The organism is Sphingomonas sp. KC8 (assembly GCF_002151445.1).
Taxonomy (GTDB): domain Bacteria; phylum Pseudomonadota; class Alphaproteobacteria; order Sphingomonadales; family Sphingomonadaceae; genus Sphingomonas_E.
In genome coordinates, this window is the sequence record NZ_CP016306.1 from 103,018 (window position 1) to 126,078 (window position 23,061).

The 23,061-nt window shown below is 64.7% G+C and carries 25 protein-coding genes; 14 read left to right on the forward strand and 11 right to left on the reverse strand.

Annotated features, from left to right (window positions below):
- Positions 1 to 165: 165 nt before the first annotated feature.
- The 7 genes from KC8_RS00505 (at position 166) to KC8_RS00535 (ending at position 5,846) form a co-directional block, all read left to right on the forward strand.
- Complete coding sequence (locus KC8_RS00505) at positions 166 to 954, forward strand: SDR family NAD(P)-dependent oxidoreductase (RefSeq protein ID WP_010125285.1); 789 nt, start codon at positions 166 to 168, stop codon at positions 952 to 954.
- Positions 951 to 1,715, forward strand: a complete 765-nt coding sequence (locus KC8_RS00510; RefSeq protein ID WP_029624502.1) for an SDR family NAD(P)-dependent oxidoreductase — start codon at positions 951 to 953, stop codon at positions 1,713 to 1,715. Before KC8_RS00505 ends, KC8_RS00510 begins: the two co-directional genes overlap by 4 nt.
- An 11-nt stretch (positions 1,716 to 1,726) precedes the next feature.
- Complete coding sequence (locus KC8_RS00515; protein ID WP_010125287.1) at positions 1,727 to 2,182, forward strand: nuclear transport factor 2 family protein; 456 nt, start codon at positions 1,727 to 1,729, stop codon at positions 2,180 to 2,182.
- Positions 2,179 to 3,435, forward strand: a complete 1,257-nt coding sequence (locus tag KC8_RS00520; RefSeq protein WP_010125288.1) for an NADH:flavin oxidoreductase — start codon at positions 2,179 to 2,181, stop codon at positions 3,433 to 3,435. The genes KC8_RS00515 and KC8_RS00520 overlap by 4 nt, the downstream gene beginning before the upstream one ends.
- On the forward strand, positions 3,425 to 4,204 hold the full coding sequence (locus KC8_RS00525; RefSeq protein ID WP_010125289.1) for an SDR family oxidoreductase: 780 nt from the start codon (positions 3,425 to 3,427) through the stop codon (positions 4,202 to 4,204). The genes KC8_RS00520 and KC8_RS00525 overlap by 11 nt, the downstream gene beginning before the upstream one ends.
- Positions 4,205 to 4,293: 89 nt before the next feature.
- Positions 4,294 to 5,376 carry a DUF1214 domain-containing protein gene (locus KC8_RS00530; protein ID WP_010125290.1) on the forward strand — a complete coding sequence of 361 codons (1,083 nt, stop codon included), beginning with the start codon at positions 4,294 to 4,296 and terminating at the stop codon, positions 5,374 to 5,376.
- The gene (locus KC8_RS00535; RefSeq protein WP_010125291.1) at positions 5,373 to 5,846 is read left to right on the forward strand and encodes a nuclear transport factor 2 family protein; all 474 of its coding nucleotides are present in this window, start codon (positions 5,373 to 5,375) and stop codon (positions 5,844 to 5,846) included. The genes KC8_RS00530 and KC8_RS00535 overlap by 4 nt, the downstream gene beginning before the upstream one ends.
- 93 nt (positions 5,847 to 5,939) lie before the next feature.
- Here KC8_RS00535 and KC8_RS00540 read toward each other — a convergent pair whose 3' ends face one another.
- The 7 genes from KC8_RS00540 to KC8_RS00570 all read right to left on the reverse strand — a co-directional run bounded on the left by KC8_RS00540 (position 5,940) and on the right by KC8_RS00570 (position 12,825).
- Positions 5,940 to 6,704 carry a phosphoadenylyl-sulfate reductase gene (locus KC8_RS00540; RefSeq protein WP_010125292.1) on the reverse strand — a complete coding sequence of 255 codons (765 nt, stop codon included), beginning with the start codon at positions 6,702 to 6,704 and terminating at the stop codon, positions 5,940 to 5,942.
- Complete coding sequence (locus KC8_RS00545) at positions 6,697 to 7,122, reverse strand: DUF934 domain-containing protein (RefSeq protein WP_010125293.1); 426 nt, start codon at positions 7,120 to 7,122, stop codon at positions 6,697 to 6,699. Before KC8_RS00545 ends, KC8_RS00540 begins: the two co-directional genes overlap by 8 nt.
- Positions 7,115 to 8,749: a nitrite/sulfite reductase gene (locus KC8_RS00550; protein ID WP_010125294.1), complete on the reverse strand. Its 1,635-nt coding sequence runs from the start codon at positions 8,747 to 8,749 to the stop codon at positions 7,115 to 7,117. The genes KC8_RS00545 and KC8_RS00550 overlap by 8 nt, the downstream gene beginning before the upstream one ends.
- Positions 8,749 to 9,045, reverse strand: coding sequence for a DUF2849 domain-containing protein (locus tag KC8_RS00555; RefSeq protein ID WP_010125295.1), 297 nt, complete (start codon positions 9,043 to 9,045; stop codon positions 8,749 to 8,751). Before KC8_RS00555 ends, KC8_RS00550 begins: the two co-directional genes overlap by 1 nt.
- A complete protein-coding gene (cobA, locus tag KC8_RS00560) occupies positions 9,042 to 9,830 on the reverse strand; it encodes a uroporphyrinogen-III C-methyltransferase (RefSeq protein ID WP_010125296.1) in 789 nt (262 codons plus the stop codon). Before cobA ends, KC8_RS00555 begins: the two co-directional genes overlap by 4 nt.
- 86 nt (positions 9,831 to 9,916) lie before the next feature.
- Entirely contained in the window at positions 9,917 to 11,332 is a 1,416-nt protein-coding gene (gene astD, locus KC8_RS00565) for a succinylglutamate-semialdehyde dehydrogenase (RefSeq protein WP_010125297.1), read from the reverse strand.
- Positions 11,333 to 11,433: 101 nt separating this feature from the next.
- Positions 11,434 to 12,825 (reverse strand): protein adenylyltransferase SelO, encoded by a 1,392-nt coding sequence (locus KC8_RS00570; protein WP_010125298.1) that lies wholly within the window; start codon positions 12,823 to 12,825, stop codon positions 11,434 to 11,436.
- Between the two features lie 37 nt (positions 12,826 to 12,862).
- On the opposite strand from KC8_RS00570, the gene KC8_RS00575 reads away from it, so the two are divergent.
- Positions 12,863 to 13,729, forward strand: coding sequence for an alpha/beta fold hydrolase (locus tag KC8_RS00575; protein WP_010125299.1), 867 nt, complete (start codon positions 12,863 to 12,865; stop codon positions 13,727 to 13,729).
- 61 nt (positions 13,730 to 13,790) lie between these two features.
- Here the strand turns inward: KC8_RS00575 and acs are convergent, their stop codons facing one another.
- The 4 genes from acs to KC8_RS00595 form a co-directional block, all read right to left on the reverse strand.
- The gene (gene acs, locus KC8_RS00580; protein WP_010125300.1) at positions 13,791 to 15,731 is read right to left on the reverse strand and encodes an acetate--CoA ligase; all 1,941 of its coding nucleotides are present in this window, start codon (positions 15,729 to 15,731) and stop codon (positions 13,791 to 13,793) included.
- Between the two features lie 67 nt (positions 15,732 to 15,798).
- Positions 15,799 to 16,773, reverse strand: a complete 975-nt coding sequence (locus KC8_RS00585) for a bile acid:sodium symporter family protein (protein ID WP_010125301.1) — start codon at positions 16,771 to 16,773, stop codon at positions 15,799 to 15,801.
- Between the two features lie 105 nt (positions 16,774 to 16,878).
- Positions 16,879 to 17,688 carry a sulfotransferase domain-containing protein gene (locus tag KC8_RS00590; RefSeq protein ID WP_083831222.1) on the reverse strand — a complete coding sequence of 270 codons (810 nt, stop codon included), beginning with the start codon at positions 17,686 to 17,688 and terminating at the stop codon, positions 16,879 to 16,881.
- 79 nt (positions 17,689 to 17,767) lie between these two features.
- Positions 17,768 to 18,643: a class I SAM-dependent methyltransferase gene (locus tag KC8_RS00595; protein WP_010125304.1), complete on the reverse strand. Its 876-nt coding sequence runs from the start codon at positions 18,641 to 18,643 to the stop codon at positions 17,768 to 17,770.
- Between the two features lie 59 nt (positions 18,644 to 18,702).
- On the opposite strand from KC8_RS00595, the gene KC8_RS00600 reads away from it, so the two are divergent.
- The 6 genes from KC8_RS00600 to cofD are packed head-to-tail and all read left to right on the forward strand — an operon-like array spanning position 18,703 to position 23,033.
- Positions 18,703 to 19,452, forward strand: coding sequence for a ComF family protein (locus tag KC8_RS00600; protein ID WP_010125305.1), 750 nt, complete (start codon positions 18,703 to 18,705; stop codon positions 19,450 to 19,452).
- A 55-nt stretch (positions 19,453 to 19,507) separates the two neighbouring features.
- The gene (grxC, locus tag KC8_RS00605) at positions 19,508 to 19,765 is read left to right on the forward strand and encodes a glutaredoxin 3 (protein ID WP_010125306.1); all 258 of its coding nucleotides are present in this window, start codon (positions 19,508 to 19,510) and stop codon (positions 19,763 to 19,765) included.
- Positions 19,765 to 20,592, forward strand: a complete 828-nt coding sequence (locus KC8_RS00610; RefSeq protein WP_010125307.1) for a carbon-nitrogen hydrolase family protein — start codon at positions 19,765 to 19,767, stop codon at positions 20,590 to 20,592. The genes grxC and KC8_RS00610 overlap by 1 nt, the downstream gene beginning before the upstream one ends.
- Positions 20,593 to 20,626: 34 nt before the next feature.
- Positions 20,627 to 21,298 (forward strand): NADPH-dependent F420 reductase, encoded by a 672-nt coding sequence (npdG, locus tag KC8_RS00615; RefSeq protein WP_029624504.1) that lies wholly within the window; start codon positions 20,627 to 20,629, stop codon positions 21,296 to 21,298.
- A complete protein-coding gene (gene cofE, locus KC8_RS00620) occupies positions 21,295 to 22,068 on the forward strand; it encodes a coenzyme F420-0:L-glutamate ligase (RefSeq protein ID WP_010125309.1) in 774 nt (257 codons plus the stop codon). The genes npdG and cofE overlap by 4 nt, the downstream gene beginning before the upstream one ends.
- Entirely contained in the window at positions 22,065 to 23,033 is a 969-nt protein-coding gene (gene cofD, locus KC8_RS00625) for a 2-phospho-L-lactate transferase (protein ID WP_010125310.1), read from the forward strand. Before cofE ends, cofD begins: the two co-directional genes overlap by 4 nt.
- Positions 23,034 to 23,061 lie beyond the last annotated feature (28 nt).

The window sequence follows — 23,061 nt, forward strand, 5'->3', positions numbered from 1 at the left end:
GGCCGCCATTACGCAATAGCGACATGAATATGCGCTAACGCGCAACTTTGCGGATCGATGCCGGCCATTGCTGCGCGCATCCGCTTGACAGTCAAGGCAGGGCCGGGGAGGATCAGGGCGATAAGCCGGGATCCATCCCGGCCTTGCTTCTTTCGTGGAGGGGATATGGGTAGGCTTGAGGGCAAGGTGGCGATCGTCACCGGCGGATCGCAGGGTATGGGCGCGGCAACCGTGCGCCTGTTCGTCGAACGCGGCGCCAAGGTGGTGATCGGCGACATCCTTGTCGAAAAGGGCGAGGCGCTGGCCAAGGAACTGGGCGACGCGGTGATCTTTCGCAAGCTCGACGTTCGCAGCGAAGACGATTGGGCGGGCGCGGTGAAAGCCGCTGTCGATACCTTTGGCAAGCTCGATACGCTGGTGAACAACGCCGCCGTCGTCCACTACACCGCGATCGAACAGGTTTCGGCGGACGATATCGACAAGGTGCTGGGCATCAACATCAAGGGCGTGATCCTGGGTGTGAAGCATTGTGCGCCGGCGCTGATCGCCAGCGGCAAGGGCGCTGTCGTCAACATTTCGTCGGTCGACGGCCTGCGCGGGTGCAACGGCCTGACGGTTTACACGGCGTCGAAATGGGCGGTGCGTGGCCTTTCCAAGAGCCTGGCATGGGAGCTTGGGCCGCGCGGGGTGCGCGTCAATTCGGTCCACCCGGGTGGTGTGAACACAGAAATGGGTAATCCGGCGGGCAAGACCGGCGGTGGCGAAAATGATGGGATGGAACGGATGCCCTTGCTGCGCATCGGCGCGCCCGAAGAGGTCGCACGCGTGACCGCGTTCGTCGTCAGCGACGAAGCAAGCTACGTCACCGGCGCCGAATATGCCGTCGATGGCGGCTGGTCGTCGGGTTATTTCCAGCCGGTACTGCCGGGCGCACCGGCGGGGTTGGGCGCATGAGCGGGGAAGCAATGCTGCAGGGTAAGATCGCGATCGTCACCGGTGCGGGGCAGGGCGTGGGGCGCGGTATCGCGCTCGCGCTCGCCAAGGCGGGCGCCACCGTCGCCTTGCTTGGCCGGACGCTTTCCAAGGTGGAAGCGACGGCTGCCGAATGCGGTAACGGATCGCGCGGTTTCCACGTCGACATCAAGGATGGCGAGAAGATCCAGACGGCGGTTGCCGAAGTGATCGCGGCGTTCGGCGGGGTCGATATCCTCGTCAACAATGCGCAGGAAGTGCCGCTGGGAACGCTGATGAGCGTGACCGACGAAGCGTTCCTGGCCGGCTTCGAAAGCGGCCCGGTCGCGACGATGCGGATGATGAAGGCGTGCCAGCCTTCGATGGTGGCGCGCGGCGGCGGGGTGATCATCAACCTCACCTCGTCGGCAACCGTGCGTTGGGACATGGCGGGTTACGGCACCTATGCCGCGGTCAAGAAGGCGATCCAGTCGCTGACCCGTGCGGCCGCATCCGAATGGGGGCCGAATGGCATCCGCGTGCTCAACATCGCGCCGCATGCCGACAGCCCCGGCCTGAAGGCCTGGATCGCGGCGCGGCCGGCCGAAGCGGAGGCGTTCTTCAGCACGATCCCGCTGCGCCGCATCGGCAGCTGCGAAAATGATATCGGTGAAGCGGTCGCGGCCTTGTGCGGACCGAGCTTTGCCTATCTGACGGGCGCGACCATTCCGCTCGACGGCGGGCAGGCCAACTTCGACGGTTGAGGGCGCGCGGCATGAACATCGACCGCATTTCCGACATTCTCGAAATTCAGGCATTGCTGACGGACTATGTGTTCGCGCTCGATACCAAGGATATCGACCGGCTGGATGCGGTGTTCACGCCCGACGCTGAATGCGATTACCGCGCGACCGGTGGCCGCGCGGGTGTTTGGGGCGATATCAAGCCCTGGCTGAAAGAGGCGTTGGGTGGTTTCGGAACCACCCAGCACCTGATCGGCATGCCGCAGATCCGTTTCGACGGGGCGGATGGTGATCGCGCGACGGCGATGACGATGCTGTTCAATCCCATGCAGATGCTGCCTGAAAAGGGCGGCCAGATATTCTTCATCGGGGCGACCTATTCCGACGTGCTGACCCGGACACCGCAAGGCTGGCGGATCGCAAGCCGGACTGAAATCGCGCCATGGGCCAAAGATGTGCCGGCGTCCGTGCCGGGAGGACAATCATGACTGCAGATCCCTTTTCATCGGTCCAGATCGGGCCGATCACGATCAAGAACCGCTTCATCCGTTCGGGTGCGAACGAGACGAAGAACAAGGATATGAACCCGACACGGGCGCTGCTGGAATTTCACCGCACCTATGCCGAGAATGAAGTCGGCCTGACGACCTTGGCTTATATCGCGGTGTCGAAGGACGGCCGGACCTTGCCGGGGCAGGGAACGCTGAGCGACGAAAGCGTGCCGCATTATCGTGCGATCACCGATGCGATCCATGCGGCCGGTGGCAAGGTTTCGGCGCAGATCACGCATGGCGGCAGCTTCTGCCAGATCAAGGATCTGTCGACGTCGCGCTGCATGTCGTCTTCCGGCGGGATCGACAAGGTGGGCCTGCTGATGGGCCGTCCGTTCCAGCGGGCGATGACGCGCGCCGACATGGACATGGTGCGTGATGAATTTGCCGCCGCCGCTTTGCGGGCCGAACAGGCCGGGTTCGATGCGATCGAACTGCATATGGGCCATGGCTATCTGCTGAACCAGTTCATCTCGCCCCTGTCCAACTTCCGCCGCGATGAATATGGCGGTTCCGCTGAAAATCGCGCGCGTTTCCCGGCCGAAGTGCTGCGCGCGGTGAAGGCGGCTGTCGGCAGCCGGCTGGCGATCCTTGCCAAGATCAATCTGGTCGATGGCGTGGCCAAGGGCGCGACGATCGAAGACACCATCATCACGGCACGCGTGCTGGAAGAGGCGGGTGCGGACATGCTGGTGCTGTCCGCCGGCCGCAACATCGAATCCACCTGGAAGATGTTCGGCAGTGCGCTGCCTTATGATGAAATGGCGACGATGCAGACGAGCTGGAAGGGCAAGCTGCAATTCGCCATCATGAAGCGCAGCATTCCCAAGGTTCCGCCGTTCAGCGAAAATTACCTGATGGCGGATGCGTTGAAGCTGAAGGCGGCGCTTGGCCCCAACCGCAAGGTGAAGCTGTGCTATCTGGGCGGTGTCCAGTCGCTGGCGTCGGCCCAGGCGGCACTGGACGCCGGGTTTGAAGGCGTGGCGATCGCGCGCGCCTTGATCCATGATCCGACGCTGTTGTCGCAGTGGAAGGCCGGCACAAGCACCACATCGGGCTGCACCGCGTGCAACCGCTGCGTCGTGGTGATGTACGGCCCGTCGGGCACCTATTGCCCCGAAACCAATAACGCCGTCCCGGCCGAACTGAACCAGATCTATGCAGGAGAGGAACTGCCCCATGTTGCTTAAGGACAAGGTTGTCATCGTCAGCGGCGTTGGCGCTGGCATGGGTCAGGCGCTGGCCCGCATCGCGGCTGCCGAAGGCGCCAAGGTCGCGCTGGGCGCGCGCAGCAAGGGGCTGATCGAGGAAGTCGCCGCCGATATCCGCGCCGCGGGCGGGCAGGCGATCGCGGTTCCGACCGATATTTCGAACGCGGCGGCGTGCGAGGCGATGGCGGCGGCCACCGTGGAAGCGTTCGGCACGATCGATGGCCTCGTCAACACCGCCTACATCCACGGCGCGTGGGTGCCCGTCGATCAGGCGGACCCGGAAGATTATGCGCAGGTGTTCGACGTCAATTGCCTGGGCGCGCTGCGCATGACGCAGGCGGTGCTGCCGACGTTCAAGGCCAAGAAAGACGGTGCGGTGATCAACGTATCGACGATGTCGACCGTCAATCCGTTTTCCGGCGAAGGCGGCTATGCATCGGGCAAGGGCGGCCTCAACGTGCTGAGCCGCCACATGGCCAACGATTTCGGCAAGTATGGCGTTCGCGTGAACCACACCCGCATGGGCTGGATCGGTGGCAAGCCGGTCTATGACCATATCGACCGGGCCGTGGCTGCCGGCGCGAACCGCGACGAACTGATCGGCGAGATCACCGGCCGCATCCCGCTCGGCATCATCCCGCATGAAGATGATTGCGCGAAGGCGGTTTTGTTCTTCCTGTCGGATTATGCCCGCGTCGTCACCGGCGCGGTGCTCGACGTCAATGGCGGCCAATATATGGCTCCATAAGCGCAACTGGGCATCATCAGGGTCTAGCCGCCGCGGATGCGATGGCGCACCGTGGCGGCCTGCTCTTTTTGATACCCGGAGTGCATGTGATGAGTGAAGACAAGGTCATGTCGGGCGAAGTCTGGCGGGATTTTTGCCGCAAGCTGGAAAAAGCCGGCGACGTGGTGCTGGGCGCCGAAGCGGCGGCCACCCCGATCGACCGGGCGGAAGGCTATCGTTACCTTACCCGTCTCCTGCGTATCGCGCTGGAAATGAATCTGGAATTTGCCGACCCGGATTTTCCCGCTTTCTATCAGGCGAGCCACCAGACCGCGAAGATCGGCGCGGACAACCCCGACAATCATTATCTGAACGCGACGGTCACCGGCGATCGCAGCTACCGCATCAGCGGCAAGCGCGGCACGGTGCCGATCCTGACCTTCGGATCGAAGGCCAATCGCTACGCGATCGACGGCACCATGGCGTCGACCGGCGAAGTGGATGTTGAGGACATGCTGATCGAAGCGGACGGCAGCTTCGAACTGATCGCGTCGCGCGAACGGCCGGGCAACGGCAATTGGCTGCCGATTGCCGAAGATACCAGCATGATCCTCGTCCGCCAGACGTTCGGCGATCGTGCAAAGGAACAGGGCGTCGATATCCGTATCGAGGCGATCGACGGCCCGGCGACACCCGCGCCGCTGACGCCCGAACGGCTGGAAACCGCCCTCGGCAAGGTCGCCGGCTTCGTCGAGGGGACCGCGCGCACCTTTGCCATCTGGGCTGAAAAGTTCCGCGCTGAAAATATGAACGCGCTCGACACGCCCGACCAGGCGATGTTCGTGAAGGCGGGCGGCGATCCGATGATCCATTATCTCCACGGTGCGTGGGAACTGGCCCCGGATGAAGCGCTGGTGATCGAAACCACCGTGCCGAAATGCCGGGTGTGGAATTTCCAGCTCGACAATTACTGGATGGAATCGCTGGATTATCGTTTCCACCAGATCCACTATAACAACACGTCCGCCAAGCCGAACTCGGATGGTACCGTGACCCTGGTCATCGCCGCGCGCGATCCCGGTTTCGGCAACTGGGTCGACACCGCCGGCCATGCCCATGGTACCATGCTGTGGCGCTGGACCGACGCGGCGGAAACGCCCATTCCCACGACGAAGGTAATCAAGCTGCCATGAGTGATCTCGAAGCCCGCATCGCCCGCCTGGAAGCCGAAAGCGATATCCGCAAGCTGAAGGCGCGCTATTTGAATGCGTGCGACGCCAAGGACGTCGATCAGATTCGCGGCTGCTTCACCGCGGATGCCGTGATCGATTTTCCGCCTTTGGGCGAGTTCAACGTCGACGGGCTGATCGGCATCTTTACCGAAATGGCGGTGAAGACGCCGATCACCGACGTCCACCACGGCCATAATGGCGAAATCGACATTGACGGCGACACCGCCAGCGCGCGGTGGAACCTGGGCTATGTGAACTATGATCCGCGCGGCGGCACGTTCCGCCTGCTCGCCAATTTCTACGCCGACAAATATGTGAAGACGGCGGACGGCTGGCGGATTTCCTATTCCAAGGCGATCCAGCGCGCGGTGGTGACCGGCCAGATCGACGAAGATGTGAAGGCTGAATGGGTGCCGCTGCCGGGGGCGTGAGCCGAGCGATACCTGCAAAAAGAAAACGCCACCCCGGCCTGTGCTGGGGTGGCGTTTTTGTATGTGGTTTCGGTCTGGCGAGAGCGATGCCTTTTAGAACACCGGTTCTTCGTCCGGGCCGGGGACGCGGCCGCCGTGGATGCCGCATTCGACCTTATCCCAACCCCGCCAGCGGCCCGCGCGGGGGTCTTCGCCGGGTTTGACGATGCTGGTGCAGGGGGCGCAGCCGATCGACAGATAGCCTTGCGCTTCCAGCGGGTGACGCGGCAGTTCGTGATCGGCGAAATAGGCCTCAAGCCGATCCTTGCCCCAATCGGCCAGTGGATTGATCTTGAGGCGGCCTTCGTCGATTTCGAAGCGGGGCAAAGCGATGCGGGTGCCCGACTGGAATCCCTTGCGGCCCGAAATCCACGCATCGAACGGCTGCAACGCACGGCGCAGCGGTTCGACCTTGCGGATTTCGCAGCAGCCATCGGGATCGTAGGACCAGCGCAGACCGGTGCGATCCTGCGCCGCGAGGATGCGCGGATCAGGCCGGAAGACGCGCAGATCGACGAAGCCGAGCCGTTCGGACAGTTCATCGCGATAGGCCAGCGTTTCGCCGAACATCTTCTGCGTGTTGACGAAGATGACCGGCGTTTCGGTGTCGATCTGCGCCACGAGGTGCAGCAGCACCGCCGATTCCGCGCCGAAGGACGAGACGATGGCGGTGCGGCCGGCGAGATCGCCGGTCAGCAGCTCGCGCAGCATATCGGCCGTCTCGACGCCGTCGAAGCGCGCGTTGAAGCGCGCCGCGTCGTCCGCCGTGAAGGGCGGGGCGGTGTCGATCATGTCGATGCTGCGCGCGGGATCAGCCATGCCGCAACGCCCAGACAGGCGAGCGCCCATCCGCCGCCTTCTGATAGACATCGTCATAGCGGCCGAGCGCACGCGCCAGCGCATCGGGATCGACCGACGCTTCGGGTGCGAAGCTGTCGAACCCGCAGCGGCGCATCAGGGGGATCTGATCGACCAGCACGTCGCCGGCGGCGCGCAGTTCGCCTTCATAGCCCGCTTCGCGCAAAATCCGCCCGGCCGAATAGCCACGGCCATCGCGGAATTTGGGGAACGACACTTCGATCAGCGCCAGCTGGCCGAGCTGCGGGATGAGCTTGCGCGCATCTTCGTCGGATTCCAGCCGAACGGCGGTCGCGTTGCTCTGGCCGAGAAAGGCGTCGAGCGTGACGGCCGGTTCTTCATGCGGCGCATCATCGCGGAAGCGCAGGAAATCACCCATAAATCGCCTCCTTGAAGGGGTCGATGCCAACGCGGCGGTATGTATCGAGGAATCGTTCGCCCGGTTCGCGAACCGCGCGATATTTTTCGACGGTGCGTTCGACCGCATCGACGATGCCGTCTTCGTCGAAGCCGGGGCCGGTGATGCGGCCGAGGCTGGCATCTTCCGCACCCGATCCGCCGAGCAGCAGCTGATAGTTTTCGGTGCCCTTACGATCGACGCCCAGAATGCCGATATGGCCGGCATGGTGGTGGCCACAGGCGTTGATGCAGCCCGAAATCTTGAGCTTGAGTTCGCCCAGGTCGCGCTGGCGATCCAGCCCGGCGAAGCGTTCCTGCAGCTTCTGCGCGATCGGGATCGACCGGGCATTGGCGAGGCTGCAATAATCAAGGCCCGGGCAGGCGATGATATCGCTGATCAGATCGAGGTTCGGCGCGGCAAGACCGGCCGCATCGAGCTGCTGCCACAGCGTGTAGAGATCGGCCTTCTTCACATGCGGCAGGACGATGTTTTGGGCGTGCGTGACGCGCAGTTCATCGAAGCTGTAGCGTTCGGCCAGATCGGCCATCAGATCGATCTGCGCGGACGACGCATCGCCCGGAATGCCGCCGGTGGGCTTCAGGCTGATGTTGACGATCGCATAGCCGGGCTGCTTGTGGGCCTTGACGTTCTGGTCGAGCCACAAAGCGAAATCGGGATCGCTGCGGTCCACGGTGTCGGCAATGCCGGTTTCAAACGCGGGCGCGGCGAAGAAGGCGGCGATGCGTTCGAATTCGCCCACCGGCGGATCGAGGTTGAGCGTCTTCACATGCGCCCATTCCTCTTCGACCTGGCGGGCATATTCGGCCGCGCCCAGTTCGTGAACGAGGATCTTGATCCGCGCCTTGTAGATATTGTCGCGACGGCCATAGCGATTGTAGACGCGCAGGCACGCTTCGACATAGCCGAGCAGATCGTCGATCGGCACGAAATCGCGGATCACCGGCGCCACCATCGGCGTGCGGCCCATGCCGCCACCCACGAAGATGCGCGCGCCGACTTCGCCGGCGTCGTTCTTGTGCAACTGAATGCCGATATCGTGCAGCTTGACGGCTGCGCGATCTTCGTCCGCCGCGATCACCGCAATCTTGAACTTGCGCGGCAAATAGCTGAATTCCGGGTGGAACGTCGACCATTGGCGCAGCAGTTCGGCCCACGGGCGCGGATCGGTGATTTCGTCGGCGGCAGCACCGGCGAACTGATCGGACGAGATATTGCGGATGCAATTGCCGCTCGTCTGGATGGCGTGCATTTCGACGGTGGCGAGATCGGCCAGGATATCGGCGGCGTCCTCCAGCTTGATCCAGTTATACTGGATGTTCTGGCGGGTGGTGAAGTGCCCGTAATCCTTGTCATATTTGCGCGCGATATGGGCCAGCATCCGCATCTGGCGGCTATCGAGCGTGCCATAAGGGATCGCCACGCGCAGCATATAGGCGTGAAGCTGGAGGTAGAGGCCGTTCATCAGCCGCAGCGGCTTGAACTGATCCTCGGTGATTTCACCCGCCAGCCGGCGCTGAACCTGATCGCGAAATTCTTCGACGCGGGCGTCGACGATCGCCTGATCATATTGATCATATTTATACATCAGATCACCCAGCTTCCTGCCGCAGGATCGGCAGGCTTGATGTTGAGGTCGAGCCGCACGGTGGGGCCGGCGGCGCGGATGCGGTCCTTGATATGGGCGGGGCGGGGGCCGTGGGGCGTCTGTTCCGCATCGATCACATAAGGCGCGTTGACGCGGCGCGCGGCGTCTTCTTCGGCCGCGATCGCCTCACCATGATGATCGACGTCGACGGCCTCGGCGACATGGCGCGACCAATCGCTGCCCGTCCACCAGACGACATCGCCCGTGCCCAGATCGTTGCCCGTCAAAATCTTCAAGAGAGCGCCTCCGCCTGTTTCGCCAGTGCCTGAAGCCGGTTTTCGGCATCCGACAGCAATACCACTTCGCCGACGATAATGATCGCCGGACTTATCACCTGTTCGCGTTCGACCATGCCGCCAAGATCGGCGAGCAGGGTGCGCAGCGCGCGCGATCCTTCGAGCGTGCCGCGTTCCAGCACCGCCACCGGCATATCGGGCGCGACGCCATCGGCCATCAGCTTGTCAGCGATCAGCGTGGCGCAGGCGACACCCATATAGATAACGAGCGTGCGACCCTGGCCCGCCAGGCCGGCCCAATTCTGTTCGGTCAGCCCCTTGCACTGGCCCGCGACGAAGCTGACCGCGCTCGACCAGTCCCGATGGGTAAGCGGGAGCATGGCGGCTGCGGCACAGCCCAATGCAGCGGAAACACCGGGAATGACTTCGACCGTGAGGCCGGCGGCGCGGACGGCCTCCACCTCTTCGCCGCCGCGCCCGAACACGAACGGATCGCCGCCCTTGAGCCGGATGACGATCGCGCCGGTCTTCACATGGGCGATGATCAGCGCGTTGATCGCTTCCTGCGGCAGCGTATGGCGCGAACGGGTTTTGGCGACCGAGATGCGCTGGGCCGTGGCGGGCGCATAATCCAGCACGCGCGGGTCGATCAGCCCGTCATGGACGACGACGTCTGCCTGCCGCAGCGCTTCGACGGCGCGCACGGTCAGCAGGCCCGGATCGCCAGGGCCGGCCCCAACCAGAATGACGCGGCCGCGCGCGTGCGGATCGAGTAGCGTGGACATGGATCGGCAAATGGCCTCGAACGCGCGGCCATGCAATCGAAGGATGCTTTGCGACAGCTTAGGAGAACTTGTCCGGCCTGATCGCCCTAGCCGTCGCGCAAGCCCACCCCGATCGACGCGCGTGGCTGATCGGCTTCGGACGAAACGACGGGATAGGCGCAATAATCCGCGGCATAATAGGCGCTGGGGCGGTGGTTGCCCGACAGGCCGACGCCGCCGAACGGGGCGTTGGAGGGCGCGCCGTTGGTGGGCCGGTTCCAGTTGACGATGCCGGCGCGGATATTGCCCCAGAAACGATCATAGAGATCCGGGCTGCCCGAGACGAGCGAGGCGGACAGGCCGAAGCGGGTGTTGTTCGCTTCGGTGATCGCGGCATCGAAATCGGCGACGCGGATGATCTGGAGGACGGGGCCGAAAATTTCCTCGTCGGGGCGCGCGGATATGCCGGTGACATCGATCAGCGCCGGGGACAGGAACGGCCGATCGGCATCGCGCCGGGCCATCTGTTTGATCGGGCGACCGCCTTTCAGGATCAGGTCGAGGAAGCTTTCCTGCACATGATCGGCGGTCGCGTTGTCGATCACCGGCCCCATGAACGGGGCGGGATCGGCATGGGGATGGTCGACGATGATCCGATCGATCAGCCGGCCGATTTCGGCGATCAGCGGCTCGTGCGCGCCATCCTTCACGATCAGCCGGCGCGCGGCGGTGCAACGCTGGCCGGCGGACATATAGGCCGACTGGACGGCGATCACGGCGGCCGAGGCGATATCGGGCGTATCCCACACCACCAGCGGATTGTTGCCGCCGAGTTCGAGCGCGAGGATCTTGTTGGGTGTTTCGGCGAACTGGCGGTGGAGCGCCATGCCGGCGCGCGCCGATCCGGTGAACAGCAGCCCGTCGATGCCCGGTTCGGCGGCGAGCGCGCGGCCTTCATCCGGCCCGCCGATCAGCAGGCGGACGATGCCTTCGGGAACGCCGGCGGCGTGGTAGCATTCGACCAGGAAGGCGCCGGTTGCCGGGGTCTTTTCCGACGGCTTGAACACAACCGCGTTGCCCGCGATCAGGGCGGGGACGATATGGCCGTTGGGTAGATGTGCCGGGAAGTTGAACGGCCCGAGCACCGCGAGCACGCCATGCGGCTTGTGGCGCAGCGCGCTCTTGGCGCCAAGCGCGCCTTCGAAACGGCGCTGGGCGGTGCGTTCGGCATAAGCCGACACCGAAATATCGACCTTGTTGACGACGCTTTCGACTTCGGTGCGCGCTTCCCACAAGGGTTTGCCGGTTTCGCGCGCGATGAGATCGGCAAAGGTGTCGAGCCGGCTGCGCACGACATTGGCGAAACGGCGCAGCGTTTCGATCCGCACCGCAAGCGGCTGGGCCGCCCAAGCCGCCCAGGCGGCACGCGCGAGCGCCACTTCATGCGCGGCATTGCCGGCCGCACCACGCCACAGCACGGCGCCGCTGGCGGGTTCGGTGGAAATGATCTCGGTGGCAGACATGGGTGGAACGTCCCCGGTGGTGCGATGGTCCAGCGGATTATGTGGCCCGCATGGTTAATTTCGTCACCTTGGCCGCCCGCGCGCGGTTTCGCAATCGGTGCTTACATGGCTTCGCCCATGCGGCGGATCGCGGCGACCTTGGCGTCGAGCGCGCTCCAGTCGTCATCTTCGGCGATGCGCGCCCAGATTGCCTCCACTTCGTCGATGTGCATCGAGCAGGGTTCGCGATCGGACCAGTAGCGATGTTCGGTGGATGCGACCTTGGGAAACGCGCCGAGCATCATGCCGAAGGCGGCGAAGCTGTCGCGGGCGTAGGCCGGATCGGCGGGGGAGGGGCCACGCCGCTTGCCACCGCGCCAATCGAAGAAGAAACGGTCGATGGTGGTGCCGGTCTCCACAAGGCCGCGCTCCATCGCTTCGAGCAGGGCCATGTCCGATTGATCGTCGAGCGGGGCGATGCCGAGCCGGGCGAAGATCGCGTCACGGAAGGCGGCTTCGTAGAGTGCAGGGAAGGCTTCCAGCGGCGGGGTCAGCGCTTCGGCTTCGGCGATGGTGCGCAGCGCCACGGCCAACTGGACGACATCCCAGTGGATTGCCTGCGCCTGCCGGCCAAAGGCGTATAGCCCCTGTTCGTCGAAATAAGCGGCGGTGAATCCGGGTTCCCAGGTGGGCGTGAAGCGCCACGGGCCGTAATCGAAACTTTCGCCGGTGATGTTGATATTGTCGCTGTTGAGCACGCCATGGACGAAGCCGGCAGCCATGTAGGATGCGGCAAGCTTTGCCGTGCGTTCGACGACAAGGGACAGCAACTGGATTTCCGGTTCCGCGCCGGGCTGGACGCCATATAGTTCGCGCAGGGCATAATCGACCAGACGGCGGATCGCGTCGCCATCGCGGAAATAAGCAAGCCGCTGAAAGGCGCCGATGCGGATATGGCTGTGCGACAGGCGGACCAGCACCGATGAACGGGTGGGCGAGGGTTCATCGCCGCGTTGCAGCGCTTCACCCGTTTCGATCAGCGAGAAGGTTTTGGAGGTGTTGACGCCCAATGCCTCCAGCATCTCCGTCGCCAGGATTTCGCGGACGCCGCCCTTCAGGGTCAGCCGGCCATCGCCGAAGCGGCTATAGGGCGTCTGGCCCGATCCCTTGGTGCCGAGATCGAGCAGGCGGCCCGTATCATCGCGCATCTGGGCGAAGAGGAAACCGCGGCCGTCGCCGATATCGGGGTTGTACACGCGGAACTGGTGGCCGTGATAGCGCAGCGCCAGCGGTTCGGGCAGGTTGCCGGGCAGCGGCTGAAAACGCCCGAAATGGCGGATCCATGCCATGTCGTCGATGTCGGCGAGGCCGACGGCCGCCGCCCAGCGATCGTTGCGGAAGCGCAATCTGGTTTCGGGAAAATCGGCTGCCGCGACAGGATCATAATAATCCCCGCCAAGTGACAGGATAGCCGGATCGGGCCGATAGGGAGCGGGTTGCGGGGGCGTCGTCATGCGGCGATATGGGGGCGGTACGCGAGGAGACGCAAGCATGGCGCAATGGACGGACGGTTATTGGTGGTCCAAGGATGGGCTGCGCCTCCATTATCGCGACTATCCCGGTGGAGCCGAAGGGCAGCCCCCAATCCTGTGCATTCCCGGCCTGACGCGTAACGCGCGCGATTTCGCCGATGTCGCCGATCGGCTGGCGGGGCGCTGGCGGCTGATCTGCGTCGAACTGCGCGGCCGCGGCGAAAGCGCCTATGCCAAGGATCCGATGACCTATGTGCCCTTGACCTATTTGCAGGATCTGGAGGCGCTGATCGAAGAATTGAAGATCGATCGCTTTGTCGCGTTCGGGACGTCGCTGGGCGGCCTGTTGACCATGCTGCTTTCGGCCACGGGGCGCGATCGGGTCGTGGCGTCAATGCTCAACGATGTCGGGCCGGTGCTGGAAGTCGGCGGGCTTGCGCGCATTCGCACCTATGTCGGCAAGCAGGCGAGTTGGCCGACCTGGCTGCACGCCGCGCGCGGCCTTCAACAGAGCAATTTTGCGGTCTATCCCGATTATGAGGTCGAACAATGGCTGGCGATGGCCAAGCGGCTGTGCCGGCTGACCCCGGCCGGGCGTATCATCTATGATTATGACATGAAGATCGCCGAGCCGTTCAAATTGCCGGGCGGGGAATCGGGCATGGATATGTGGCCTGCGTTCCAGAGCCTTGGCGGACGACCCGTAACGCTGGTGCGAGGTGAGCGGTCCGATATATTGAGTGCCGCGACCGCGCAGGAAATGGCGCGGCGGGTGGATGGGCTCGACCTCGTTACCGTGGCCGGTATCGGCCATGCGCCGGTGTTGGATGAACCGGAAAGCGTGGCGGCGATCGATCGGCTGCTGGCGCGGGTGCTGGCGGGCTGAAAGAAAGAAACAGCGCCATCCCCGTTTGTGCGGGAATGGCGCTTATGCTTTGGACCGTGCGTTATCCGACCCGATTGGCGATCAGATCGTCGACCACCGACGGATCGGCCAGGGTTGACGTGTCGCCCAGCGACGATGTGTCGCCTTCCGCGATCTTGCGCAGGATGCGGCGCATGATCTTGCCCGAACGCGTCTTGGGCAGGCCGGGCGCGAACTGGATCGCATCGGGCGTCGCGATCGGGCCGATTTCGGTGCGCACCCATTGCTTCAGTTCGGCGCGCAATTCCTCGCTCGCCGCACAATTCGCGTTCAGGGTGACATAGGCATAGATGCCCTGTCCCTTAATATCGTGGGGCATCCCGACGACGGCGGCTTCGGCCACCTTGGCGTGGAGGACGAGCGCGCTTTCCACTTCGGCGGTGCCCATGCGGTGGCCGGAAACGTTGATGACGTCATCAACCCGACCGGTGATCCAGTAATAGCCGTCTTCATCCCGCCGGCAGCCATCGCCGGTGAAATATTTGCCGGGATAGGTGCTGAAATAGGTCTGGAAGAAGCGGCTATGATCGCCCCACACGGTGCGCATCTGCCCCGGCCAGCTGCGCGCGATGACGAGATTGCCTTCGGTGGCGCCGTCAAGGACATGGCCTTCGGTGTCGACCAGCTGCGGTTCGATCCCGAAGAACGGCTTGGTGGCCGAACCCGGCTTCAGATCGATCGCACCGGGCAGGGGGGCGATCATCGCCGCGCCGGTTTCCGTCTGCCACCAGGTATCGACGATCGGGCAGCGCCCTTCGCCGACCACATCATGATACCAGCGCCAGGCTTCCGGGTTGATTGGTTCGCCAACGGTGCCCAGCAGTTTCAGGGACTTGCGGCTGGTTTTGGTGACGAAATCATCGCCTTCCTTCATCAGCGCGCGCAAAGCGGTGGGGGCGGTGTAGAGGATTTCCACCTGATGGCGATCGGCCACTTCCCAGATGCGGCTGGCGGTGGGCCAGTTGGGCACCCCTTCGTACATCAGGGTCGTCGCGCCATTGGCGAGCGGGCCATAGACGATGTAGCTGTGGCCCGTGACCCAGCCGATATCGGCCGCGCACCAGTAAATCTGGCCGGGGCGATAATCGAAGATCATCTCGTGCGTCAGGCTGGCCCACAGCAGGTAGCCGCCGGACGTGTGGAGCACGCCCTTGGGCTTGCCGGTCGACCCCGACGTGTAGAGGATGAACAGCGGATCTTCCGCGCCCATCGGTTCGGGCGGGCATTCGGCGGCCACCATCGACGCCAGATCATGATACCAGACGTCGCGGCCCGGCTCCATATCGACCGATCCGCCCGTCGCCTGCACGACGACGACCTTTTCGAGCGAGGGGCAGAGCGCGGCGGCCTTGTCGACATTGGCCTTCAGCGGCACCTTCTTGCCGGCGCGACGGCCTTCATCGGCGGTGATGACGATCGTCGAATCGCAATCCTGAATGCGGCCGGCCAGCGCGTCGGGCGAAAATCCGCCGAACACCACCGAATGCACCGCACCGATCCGCGCGCAGGCGAGCAGCGCGAACGCGGCTTCGGGGATCATCGGCATGTAGATGGTGATGCGATCGCCCTTCTTCGCGCCCGATGCCTTCAGCACATTGGCGAAACGGCATACTTCGGCGTGCAGCTGGGCATAGGTGTAGCGACGCGGCGCTTCGCTGGGTTCATCCGGTTCCCACAGGATCGCGACCTGATCGCCGCGTTCGGCCAGGTGCCGGTCGATGCAATTGGCGGCGACGTTCAGCTTGCCGTCGGCGAACCACTGGATGTGGAAATCCTTTTCCGCGAACGACCAGTCCCCGGCGATTTCCGGCCGCTTGATCCAGTCGAGCCGCTTGGCCTGTTCCAGCCAGAAGCTGCCGGGATCGGCGAGCGACCGGCCGTGAAGCTGCGCATAGCGGGCGCTATCCACTTTGGCCTTCTTCTTCCACTCGGCTGGGACGGGATAGATCGCCTGTTCGGTCACGCGGGCACTCCTCCTAAACTGTCTTGCCCTTCCCCTTAGACCAGGGATGGGGCGGCATTCACGAAAATTATGGGGCGGGTGGCTTATCCGCTGTCGCGGCATAATGGCGCGCGATCCACGCGCAGGCCATCAGCTGGAATTGATGAAATAACAGGATCGGCATCAGCACCAGCCCGACATCGGCCGGGGCGAACAGCACGCGCGCCATCGGCACGCCCTGAACGATCGATTTCTTGGTGCCGCAGAACAGGATCGCCACTTCATCCGCCCGGCTGAAACCGAACAAACGCGCCACGCCGAGGGTGAAGAGGAGCGCGAAGGCGAGCACCGCCAGGCACAGGCCGACGAGTACGCCCAGCACCGGCAATGGCAGCCGACCCCATATCCCTTCGATCACGGCGGCCGAAAAGGCGCTGTAGACCGCGAGCAGGATCGCGCTGCGATCGCTCATTGCGATCAGGGGCCGGTGGCGCGCGACCCATTCGCCGATCCACGGGCGCAGCAGATGCCCGGCCAGGAAGGGCGCAAACAGGATCAGCAGGATATGGCCGATGCCGGCGGTGTCGGTCGCCCCGCCATGCGCATCGGCCAGCAGGCCCACCAGCGGCGGCGTCAGGAAAATGCCGATCAGCTGCGATGCCGATGATGCGGCGACGGCGGCGGCGACATTGCCACGCCCGATCGACGTGAACGCGATCGCCGATTGCACCGTGCCGGGCAGCGCCGCCATGAACAGCATTCCCGTCCACAAGGGCGGCGGCAGCATTTCCGGCGCCAGCCATTGCATGGCGAGGATCAGCAGCGGGAACATCACGAAGGTGCAGCCAAGGATGACGAGGTGCAGCCGCCAATGGCCCAGTGCCTCGATAATCGCCTCACGCGGCAGTTTCGCCCCATGGAAGAAGAACAGCAGCACGATCGCCGCCGTCGCCAGCCCATCGACCGCCGACGCGAACCCGCCGCGCGCCGGCAGCAGCGACGCGAGCAGCACCGTCGCGAGCAGCAGGACGATGAAGGGATCGGGAATCAACCGGCGCAACATGGCTTTGGCGCTTAGGCGAGCGGAGTGGGGAATGCCAAGGGCGAAGGCTGTGGGGGGGAGCGGTGGCAGCCACCGTTCCCCGCTGCATGTCCGATGTGGAATGGGTTAGGCCCTGATCTGGGCCATGCACGGCCAATGATCGGTATCCAGGCCAGTTAGCTTCGCAAAATTGCGAAGGTCTTCGTTCACAAATTCCGCCACCAGTGCGCGATCGGCTGCTGTCGCCCAGGAAGGATAGTCAATCGCCGGTCGTGCATTTTCCGTCTTCATACCAGTGTCGGGAAAACGGGTGATACGCAGGAACCGGGCGATCCTGTCCAGTGTTTCGGTATGTTGGTCGCGCAGATCTTCCGATCGAAGGAACAAGAGTTGTTCGCGCGGAAAAAGGCTCAATGCGCGTTCAACCTGAGCGCCATAGAGGCCGCGTTCCAGATAGGAAAAAACCCGCCATGCGGGGGCATTGATGGGAATGCCCTCAAGTCGGGAGCGGCCTTGACGGATGGCTTCTGTAAAAGGCAGCGTTTCGGCCTTGCGCGCCCATTCCATCGACCAGTGCGACCATGCCCGCTCAAGCGGATCGCGAAACAGGAATATCAACCGCGCATTCGGATTGTACGAGGCTATGCGTTCGAGCGAAGCGGGCCAGAACATATAGATGGGCGTGATATCATACCGTAGCCCATGGCCCGGCGCGGTGCTGAAGCTGGCGTGAAGCGGTGCATAATCGGGCCTGATCCAATCAACGGATTCATTGTCGAAGAAGTGGAGCTCCTTCTTTTGGGGAGCACTCAGTTCAGGATGCTCAACAAAATGGGCATGCAGGCTTGTTGTGCCCCCCTTTTGCGTGCCGCACACAAAGATGGAAACCTGTCCAGCATCGTCTGGTCTCGCGACAGGATCTGATGGAATGGTCATAGTATCAGTGCTTTACGGGAGGAGGTTTGGGTGCCGAAAAATAACAGGTCATGGTCTTTGGTAACAATGTTGGCTCCGCTCACCCCTCCTTCGGTTTCAGCGCATCGGCTAGCGAGGTGCGGCCGCTGCCGCGCCGTGCGGGCTTGGGTTGGTCGGGGCCGGGGGACCAGGCGGTGAGGTGGACGATTTCGAACAATTCCGTCACGCGGCCATCGGCGTCGGCCATGCCGGCGAAGGCTTCGAACAAGGCGGGCAGGTGCGCTGCGGTGAGGGCCGCGCCGCGCCGGTCGCGCAGGATGTTGGTGGCGGCCATGCCGCGCAGATCGCCGATCAGGCGCAGCGGATCGCCATAACGGACGCGGGCATGATCGATGTCCGCCACCGGCAGGGCAAAGCCGGCGCGCGACAGGAGGTCGCCCGCCGCACGCACGTCGATCTGCGGATGGATGCGTGCGACCACGCCGCGGCCGGCTGCGTCGTCCGCCGCCATCAATGCGGCGCGCAGGCGGGGCAGTGATCCCGCGCCGAAGAAAGCGGCGAGGAACAGGCCATCGGGGCGGAGTATGCGGCGGATCAGTGTGAGCGCGCCGGGCAGGTCGTTCACCATGTCCAGCCCGCCGGCGGCGATGACCAGATCGAAGTTGCCATCGGCAAACGGCAGGCGATCTTCATCGCATTGCACGCCGCCCGCGGCCTTGGCGAAGGCGAAGCCGGGATCGGCGGTGAAGGTTGTGATGCCGCGTGTGCGCAGGGCGGTGGCGAGCGATCCGTCCGCCGTGCCGAGATCGAGCGCGCGGGTGAAGGTGCGTTTTACCGAATCGAGCCGGTCGAGCAGGTCTTCGACCATGCGATCGCGCAGGAAAGCATGATCGGCAAAGCCGGGTGCCGCGCGATCGCGCCGCAGGCGGCGGGTGCGGCGGTCGAAAATCTCGGGATCGGCCGGGGGGAAAGTCATGGCCGGGCTTGTGCCCCCGTGGCGCGGCTGGAACAAGAGGGCGGATAAGGGGGAAGCGGATGAAGCGGCTGGGGGCGATGGTGGGGACGGCGGCGGCGCGCATCATTGCGCTGGCATTGCCGCCGCGTTGCCCGGGCTGTGGCGCGGTGACGCCGGACGATCATCGCTTTTGCCTCGATTGCTGGCAGAGCCTGGATTTTCTGGGCGATGACGGCTGCGCGCGGTGCGGCATCCGGATCGCAGGCGGCGGCCATGGCGCACTGTGTGGCGGGTGCCTGTCCGATCCGCCGGCGGTGGATGCGGCGCGCGCGGCTGTCGCTTATGGTCCCGTGGCGCGGCATGTGGTGATGCGCCTGAAATATGGCGGCCGGCCGGGCCATGCCGAAACGATCGCGCGGCTGATGGCACGGCTGGTGGGGGACGGCGAGGCGATCGTCGTGCCGGTGCCGCTCCACCGCTGGCGGATCTGGCGGCGCGGTTACAACCAGTCGGCGCTGATCGCCGGTGTGCTGGCGCGTCGGCATGGGCTGCCGCTGGCGGTCGATCTGCTGCAGCGCAAGCGGGCGACACCGGTGCTGCGCGGGCTGGGGCGTAACGCGCGGGCGAAGGCGGTGCGGGGTGCATTTGCGGTCGATCCCGGCCAGCGCGCGGGGGTGAAGGGCCGGCGCATCCTGCTGATCGACGATGTGCATACGACGGGGGCGACCGCCAATGCGTGCGCCCGCACGCTCAAACAGGCCGGCGCAGCGGAGGTGCGATTGCTGTGCTGGGCGCGGGTGGATCTGGATGGCGGTGATGTTGACAATTGACGCACCGCACCACACGTCTTGCAGCAAATTTGTTCCACCAGAAGAAGGGGCCTTCATGCCCAAGGTCGAAATCTACACCAAGTTCCTCTGCCCATATTGCACCCGCGCCAAGAAGCTGCTGGGCGACAAGGGTGTCACGTTCGAGGAATATGACATCACGATGGGCGGCCCCAAGCGCGCCGAGATGCTCGATCGCGCCAAGGGCGGCAGCACCGTTCCCCAGATTTTCATCAACGACCAGCATGTCGGCGGATCGGACGATCTGGCCGCGCTGGAACGCGCGGGCAAGCTGGACGCGCTGCTCGCCGCCTGATGCGTGCCGCCCTGTTCCAAAGCTGCACGGGGATCGACCCGGATGCGAATGCCACGGCATTGGTGGCCGCGATCGAAGCGGCCGCAGCAGGCGGGGCGGACATTTTGTTCACACCGGAGATGAGCGGCCTGCTGGATCGCGATCGCACGCGCGCGGCCGATCATCTTGCGGACGAGGCGCATGATCGGGTGCTGGCGCGGGTGCGCGATGCCGCAGCGAAGGCGGGCGTCTGGGTGCATCTTGGTTCGCTGGCGCTGGCGGGCGAACGGCATGATGGGCGGCTGGTCAACCGCAGCTTTCTGATCGACGATGCCGGCGCGATCCGTGCGCGCTATGACAAGATTCATCTGTTCGACGTCGATCTGCCGACCGGCGAAAGCTGGCGGGAATCTTCGGCTTACGCGCCGGGTTCGCAGGCCGTGGTGGTGGATACGCCATGGGGCCGGATGGGCCTGACGATTTGTTATGATCTGCGTTTCCCCGATCTGTTTCGCACGTTGAGCGATGCCGGCGCGACGATCCTGTGTGTGCCGGCGGCCTTCACCGTGCCAACAGGCCGTGCGCACTGGCATGTTTTGCTGCGCGCCCGCGCGATCGAGGCGGGCGCGTTCGTGATCGCGGCCGCGCAGGCCGGCGCGCATGCCGATGGGCGGGCGACCTACGGCCATTCGCTGGTGGTGGACCCGTGGGGCGATGTGCTGCTGGATATGCAGGGCGAAAACGGGGTCGGCTTTGTCGACCTTGATATGAAGCGGGTGGCGGAGGTTCGCGCGCGCGTTCCGGTGCTGACGCATCGTCGAAAGATTGCGCCCGCGACGATCGCCTGACAAAGGGCGCAGCGAACAGTCGACAGGAGATTTCATGGCAGAGGGTAAACCCACGCTCGCGGTATTGGGCGGAACGGGCAAGGAAGGCAGCGGCCTTGCGGCACGCTGGGCGGCCGCCGGCTATGACGTGGTGATCGGTGGGCGCGATGCCGCCAAGGCCGAAGCGGCTGCGGCCGAACTGGCCGCCGAAATCCCCGGCGCGAACGTGCGCGGCGCGGACAATGCGACTGCCGCCGCCGCTGGCGAAATCATCGTGCTGGCGGTTCCCTATGCCGCACAGCAGGCGACCGCGCTGGGCGTGGCCGATGCGTTGCAGGGCAAGATCCTGGTCGACGTGACGGTGCCGCTGGTGCCGCCCAAGGTGAACCGCGTGCAGCTTCCCGAAGGGGGTTCGGCCGTCGTGGCGCTGCAAAAGGCGCTGGGCGATGGCGTGCGGGTGGTTTCCGCATTCCAGAATATTTCGGCGCACCATCTGCGTGATCTGCACCATGATCTGGATTGCGACGTGCTGGTTGCGGGCGACGATATCGATGCGCGCGAACAGGTGATCGTGCTGGCCGAAGCCGCCAAGCTGCGCGGTTTCCATGCCGGCCCGCTGTGCAATTCGGTGGTGGCCGAAGCGCTGACGTCGGTGCTGATTTCGATCAACCAGCGCTACAAGGTGCCGTCGGCGGGCATCCGCATCACGGGCCTCAGCGGCGAATGAGCGATCCGGCGCGCGAGATTCTGATCCGGGCGGTGCCCGGCGTGCCGATGATCGCGCCCGGTGACAATCTGGCCGCGATCATCGCCGATGCGCTCGACCGGGCGGGGCTTGCGCTCCGGCCCGGCGACGCGCTGGTGATCGCGCAAAAGGTGATTTCGAAGGCTGAAGGGCGGCTGGTGCGGCTGGCCGATGTGACGCCATCGGCCGATGCACTGGCGCTGGCGCCCAAGGTCGACAAGGATCCCCGGCTGGTTGAACTGGTGCTGTCCGAATCGACCGAAGTCGTTCGCACGCGGCCGGGTGCGCTGATCGTGCGCCATCGGCTGGGGCTGGTGCTGGCCAATGCCGGGATCGATCAGTCGAACGTCGACCATGACGATGGCGAAGTGGCGCTGCTGCTGCCGGTCGATCCCGATGCGAGTGCACAAGCAATCGCTGCGGGGTTGGCGGCCGCGACCGGGATCGAACCCGCCGTGCTGATCGTCGACAGCCTTGGCCGCGCGTGGCGGATGGGGACGGTGGGCACCGCGATCGGCGTGCACGGCCTGCCGGCGCTGCTCGATCTGCGGGGGCGGCCCGATCTGCATGGCCGCGAACTCCAGACATCCGAACTGGGGCTGGCCGATGAGATCGCGGCGGCCGGATCGCTGCTGATGGGGCAGGCGGATGAAGCCTGTCCGGTCGTGCTGGTGCGCGGCTTGCCGGCGATGGGGCGGGGCGGATCGGCGCGGGATCTGATCCGGCCGGCGCACATGGATTTGTTCCGATGATCTTGGCGCTGGCAGGCGGGGTCGGCGGGGCCAAGCTCGCCGCCGGGCTGGCGGCGGTGCTGCCGCCGCAGGAACTGGCGATCGTCGTCAACACCGGCGACGATTTCGAACATCTCGGTTTTCGCATTTCGCCCGATATCGATACCGTTACCTATACGCTGGCGGGGATCGCCAACCGCGAACTGGGTTGGGGCATCGCCGGCGAAAGCTGGGCGTTCATGGATCAGATCGCCCGGATCGGCGGCGAAAGCTGGTTCCGGCTGGGCGATCGCGATCTGGCCACCCATGTCGAACGCACGCGCCGGCTGCGTGGTGGGGAAAGCCTGACCGACGTAACCGCGGCATTGGCGACGGCGCACGGCATCGCCCACCGGATCGTGCCGATGGCGGACGATCCCGCGCCTACGATCGTCCATACAGACGAAGGCGCGCTCGCCTTTCAGGATTATTTCGTGCGGCGGCAATGCGCGCCGGCATTGACCGGGCTGAACCTGGCGCCTGATGTCGCGCCGAGTGCGGCTTTCAGCGCGCTGATTGACGATCCGGCGCTGGCGGCGGTGATCCTTTGCCCGTCCAACCCCTATCTCAGCATCGATCCGATTTTTGCGCTGGCGGGTGCGCGCGAACGGTTGCGCGCGCGTGGCGTGCCAATCGTCGCGGTATCCCCGATCATCGGCGGCAAGGCGGTGAAGGGGCCGGCGGCGAAGATCATGGCGGAACTGGGCGTGCCCGTGTCGTCGGCGGGGATCGCGGCGCATTATGGCGCTATGCTCGACGGACTGGTGATCGACGAAACCGACCGGGCTGGGGCGGACGCGATCATTGGGCCGCGCCTGCTGATCACGCAGACGATCATGCGCAGCGATGCGGATCGGGCGCAGCTGGCGACGGATGTGATCGGCTGGCTGCGGCGGGAATGGACGTTGGACCCGTCCGATCCTATCTCTGGTGTGAAGAAGGCGTGATGCACATGGCGCGGTCTGGTGGTTGCTG

Coding starts and splice junctions, on each gene's coding strand:
- KC8_RS00505 (WP_010125285.1), top strand. CDS start 166: ATGGGTAGGCTTGAGGGCAAGGTGGCGATCGTCACCGGCGGATCGCAG.
- KC8_RS00510 (WP_029624502.1), top strand. CDS start 951: ATGAGCGGGGAAGCAATGCTGCAGGGTAAGATCGCGATCGTCACCGGT.
- KC8_RS00515 (WP_010125287.1), top strand. CDS start 1,727: ATGAACATCGACCGCATTTCCGACATTCTCGAAATTCAGGCATTGCTG.
- KC8_RS00520 (WP_010125288.1), top strand. CDS start 2,179: ATGACTGCAGATCCCTTTTCATCGGTCCAGATCGGGCCGATCACGATC.
- KC8_RS00525 (WP_010125289.1), top strand. CDS start 3,425: ATGTTGCTTAAGGACAAGGTTGTCATCGTCAGCGGCGTTGGCGCTGGC.
- KC8_RS00530 (WP_010125290.1), top strand. CDS start 4,294: ATGAGTGAAGACAAGGTCATGTCGGGCGAAGTCTGGCGGGATTTTTGC.
- KC8_RS00535 (WP_010125291.1), top strand. CDS start 5,373: ATGAGTGATCTCGAAGCCCGCATCGCCCGCCTGGAAGCCGAAAGCGAT.
- KC8_RS00540 (WP_010125292.1), bottom strand. CDS start 6,704: ATGGCTGATCCCGCGCGCAGCATCGACATGATCGACACCGCCCCGCCC.
- KC8_RS00545 (WP_010125293.1), bottom strand. CDS start 7,122: ATGGGTGATTTCCTGCGCTTCCGCGATGATGCGCCGCATGAAGAACCG.
- KC8_RS00550 (WP_010125294.1), bottom strand. CDS start 8,749: ATGTATAAATATGATCAATATGATCAGGCGATCGTCGACGCCCGCGTC.
- cobA (WP_010125296.1), bottom strand. CDS start 9,830: ATGTCCACGCTACTCGATCCGCACGCGCGCGGCCGCGTCATTCTGGTT.
- astD (WP_010125297.1), bottom strand. CDS start 11,332: ATGTCTGCCACCGAGATCATTTCCACCGAACCCGCCAGCGGCGCCGTG.
- KC8_RS00570 (WP_010125298.1), bottom strand. CDS start 12,825: ATGACGACGCCCCCGCAACCCGCTCCCTATCGGCCCGATCCGGCTATC.
- KC8_RS00575 (WP_010125299.1), top strand. CDS start 12,863: ATGGCGCAATGGACGGACGGTTATTGGTGGTCCAAGGATGGGCTGCGC.
- KC8_RS00585 (WP_010125301.1), bottom strand. CDS start 16,773: ATGTTGCGCCGGTTGATTCCCGATCCCTTCATCGTCCTGCTGCTCGCG.
- KC8_RS00590 (WP_083831222.1), bottom strand. CDS start 17,688: ATGACCATTCCATCAGATCCTGTCGCGAGACCAGACGATGCTGGACAG.
- KC8_RS00595 (WP_010125304.1), bottom strand. CDS start 18,643: ATGACTTTCCCCCCGGCCGATCCCGAGATTTTCGACCGCCGCACCCGC.
- KC8_RS00600 (WP_010125305.1), top strand. CDS start 18,703: ATGAAGCGGCTGGGGGCGATGGTGGGGACGGCGGCGGCGCGCATCATT.
- grxC (WP_010125306.1), top strand. CDS start 19,508: ATGCCCAAGGTCGAAATCTACACCAAGTTCCTCTGCCCATATTGCACC.
- KC8_RS00610 (WP_010125307.1), top strand. CDS start 19,765: ATGCGTGCCGCCCTGTTCCAAAGCTGCACGGGGATCGACCCGGATGCG.
- npdG (WP_029624504.1), top strand. CDS start 20,627: ATGGCAGAGGGTAAACCCACGCTCGCGGTATTGGGCGGAACGGGCAAG.
- cofE (WP_010125309.1), top strand. CDS start 21,295: ATGAGCGATCCGGCGCGCGAGATTCTGATCCGGGCGGTGCCCGGCGTG.
- cofD (WP_010125310.1), top strand. CDS start 22,065: ATGATCTTGGCGCTGGCAGGCGGGGTCGGCGGGGCCAAGCTCGCCGCC.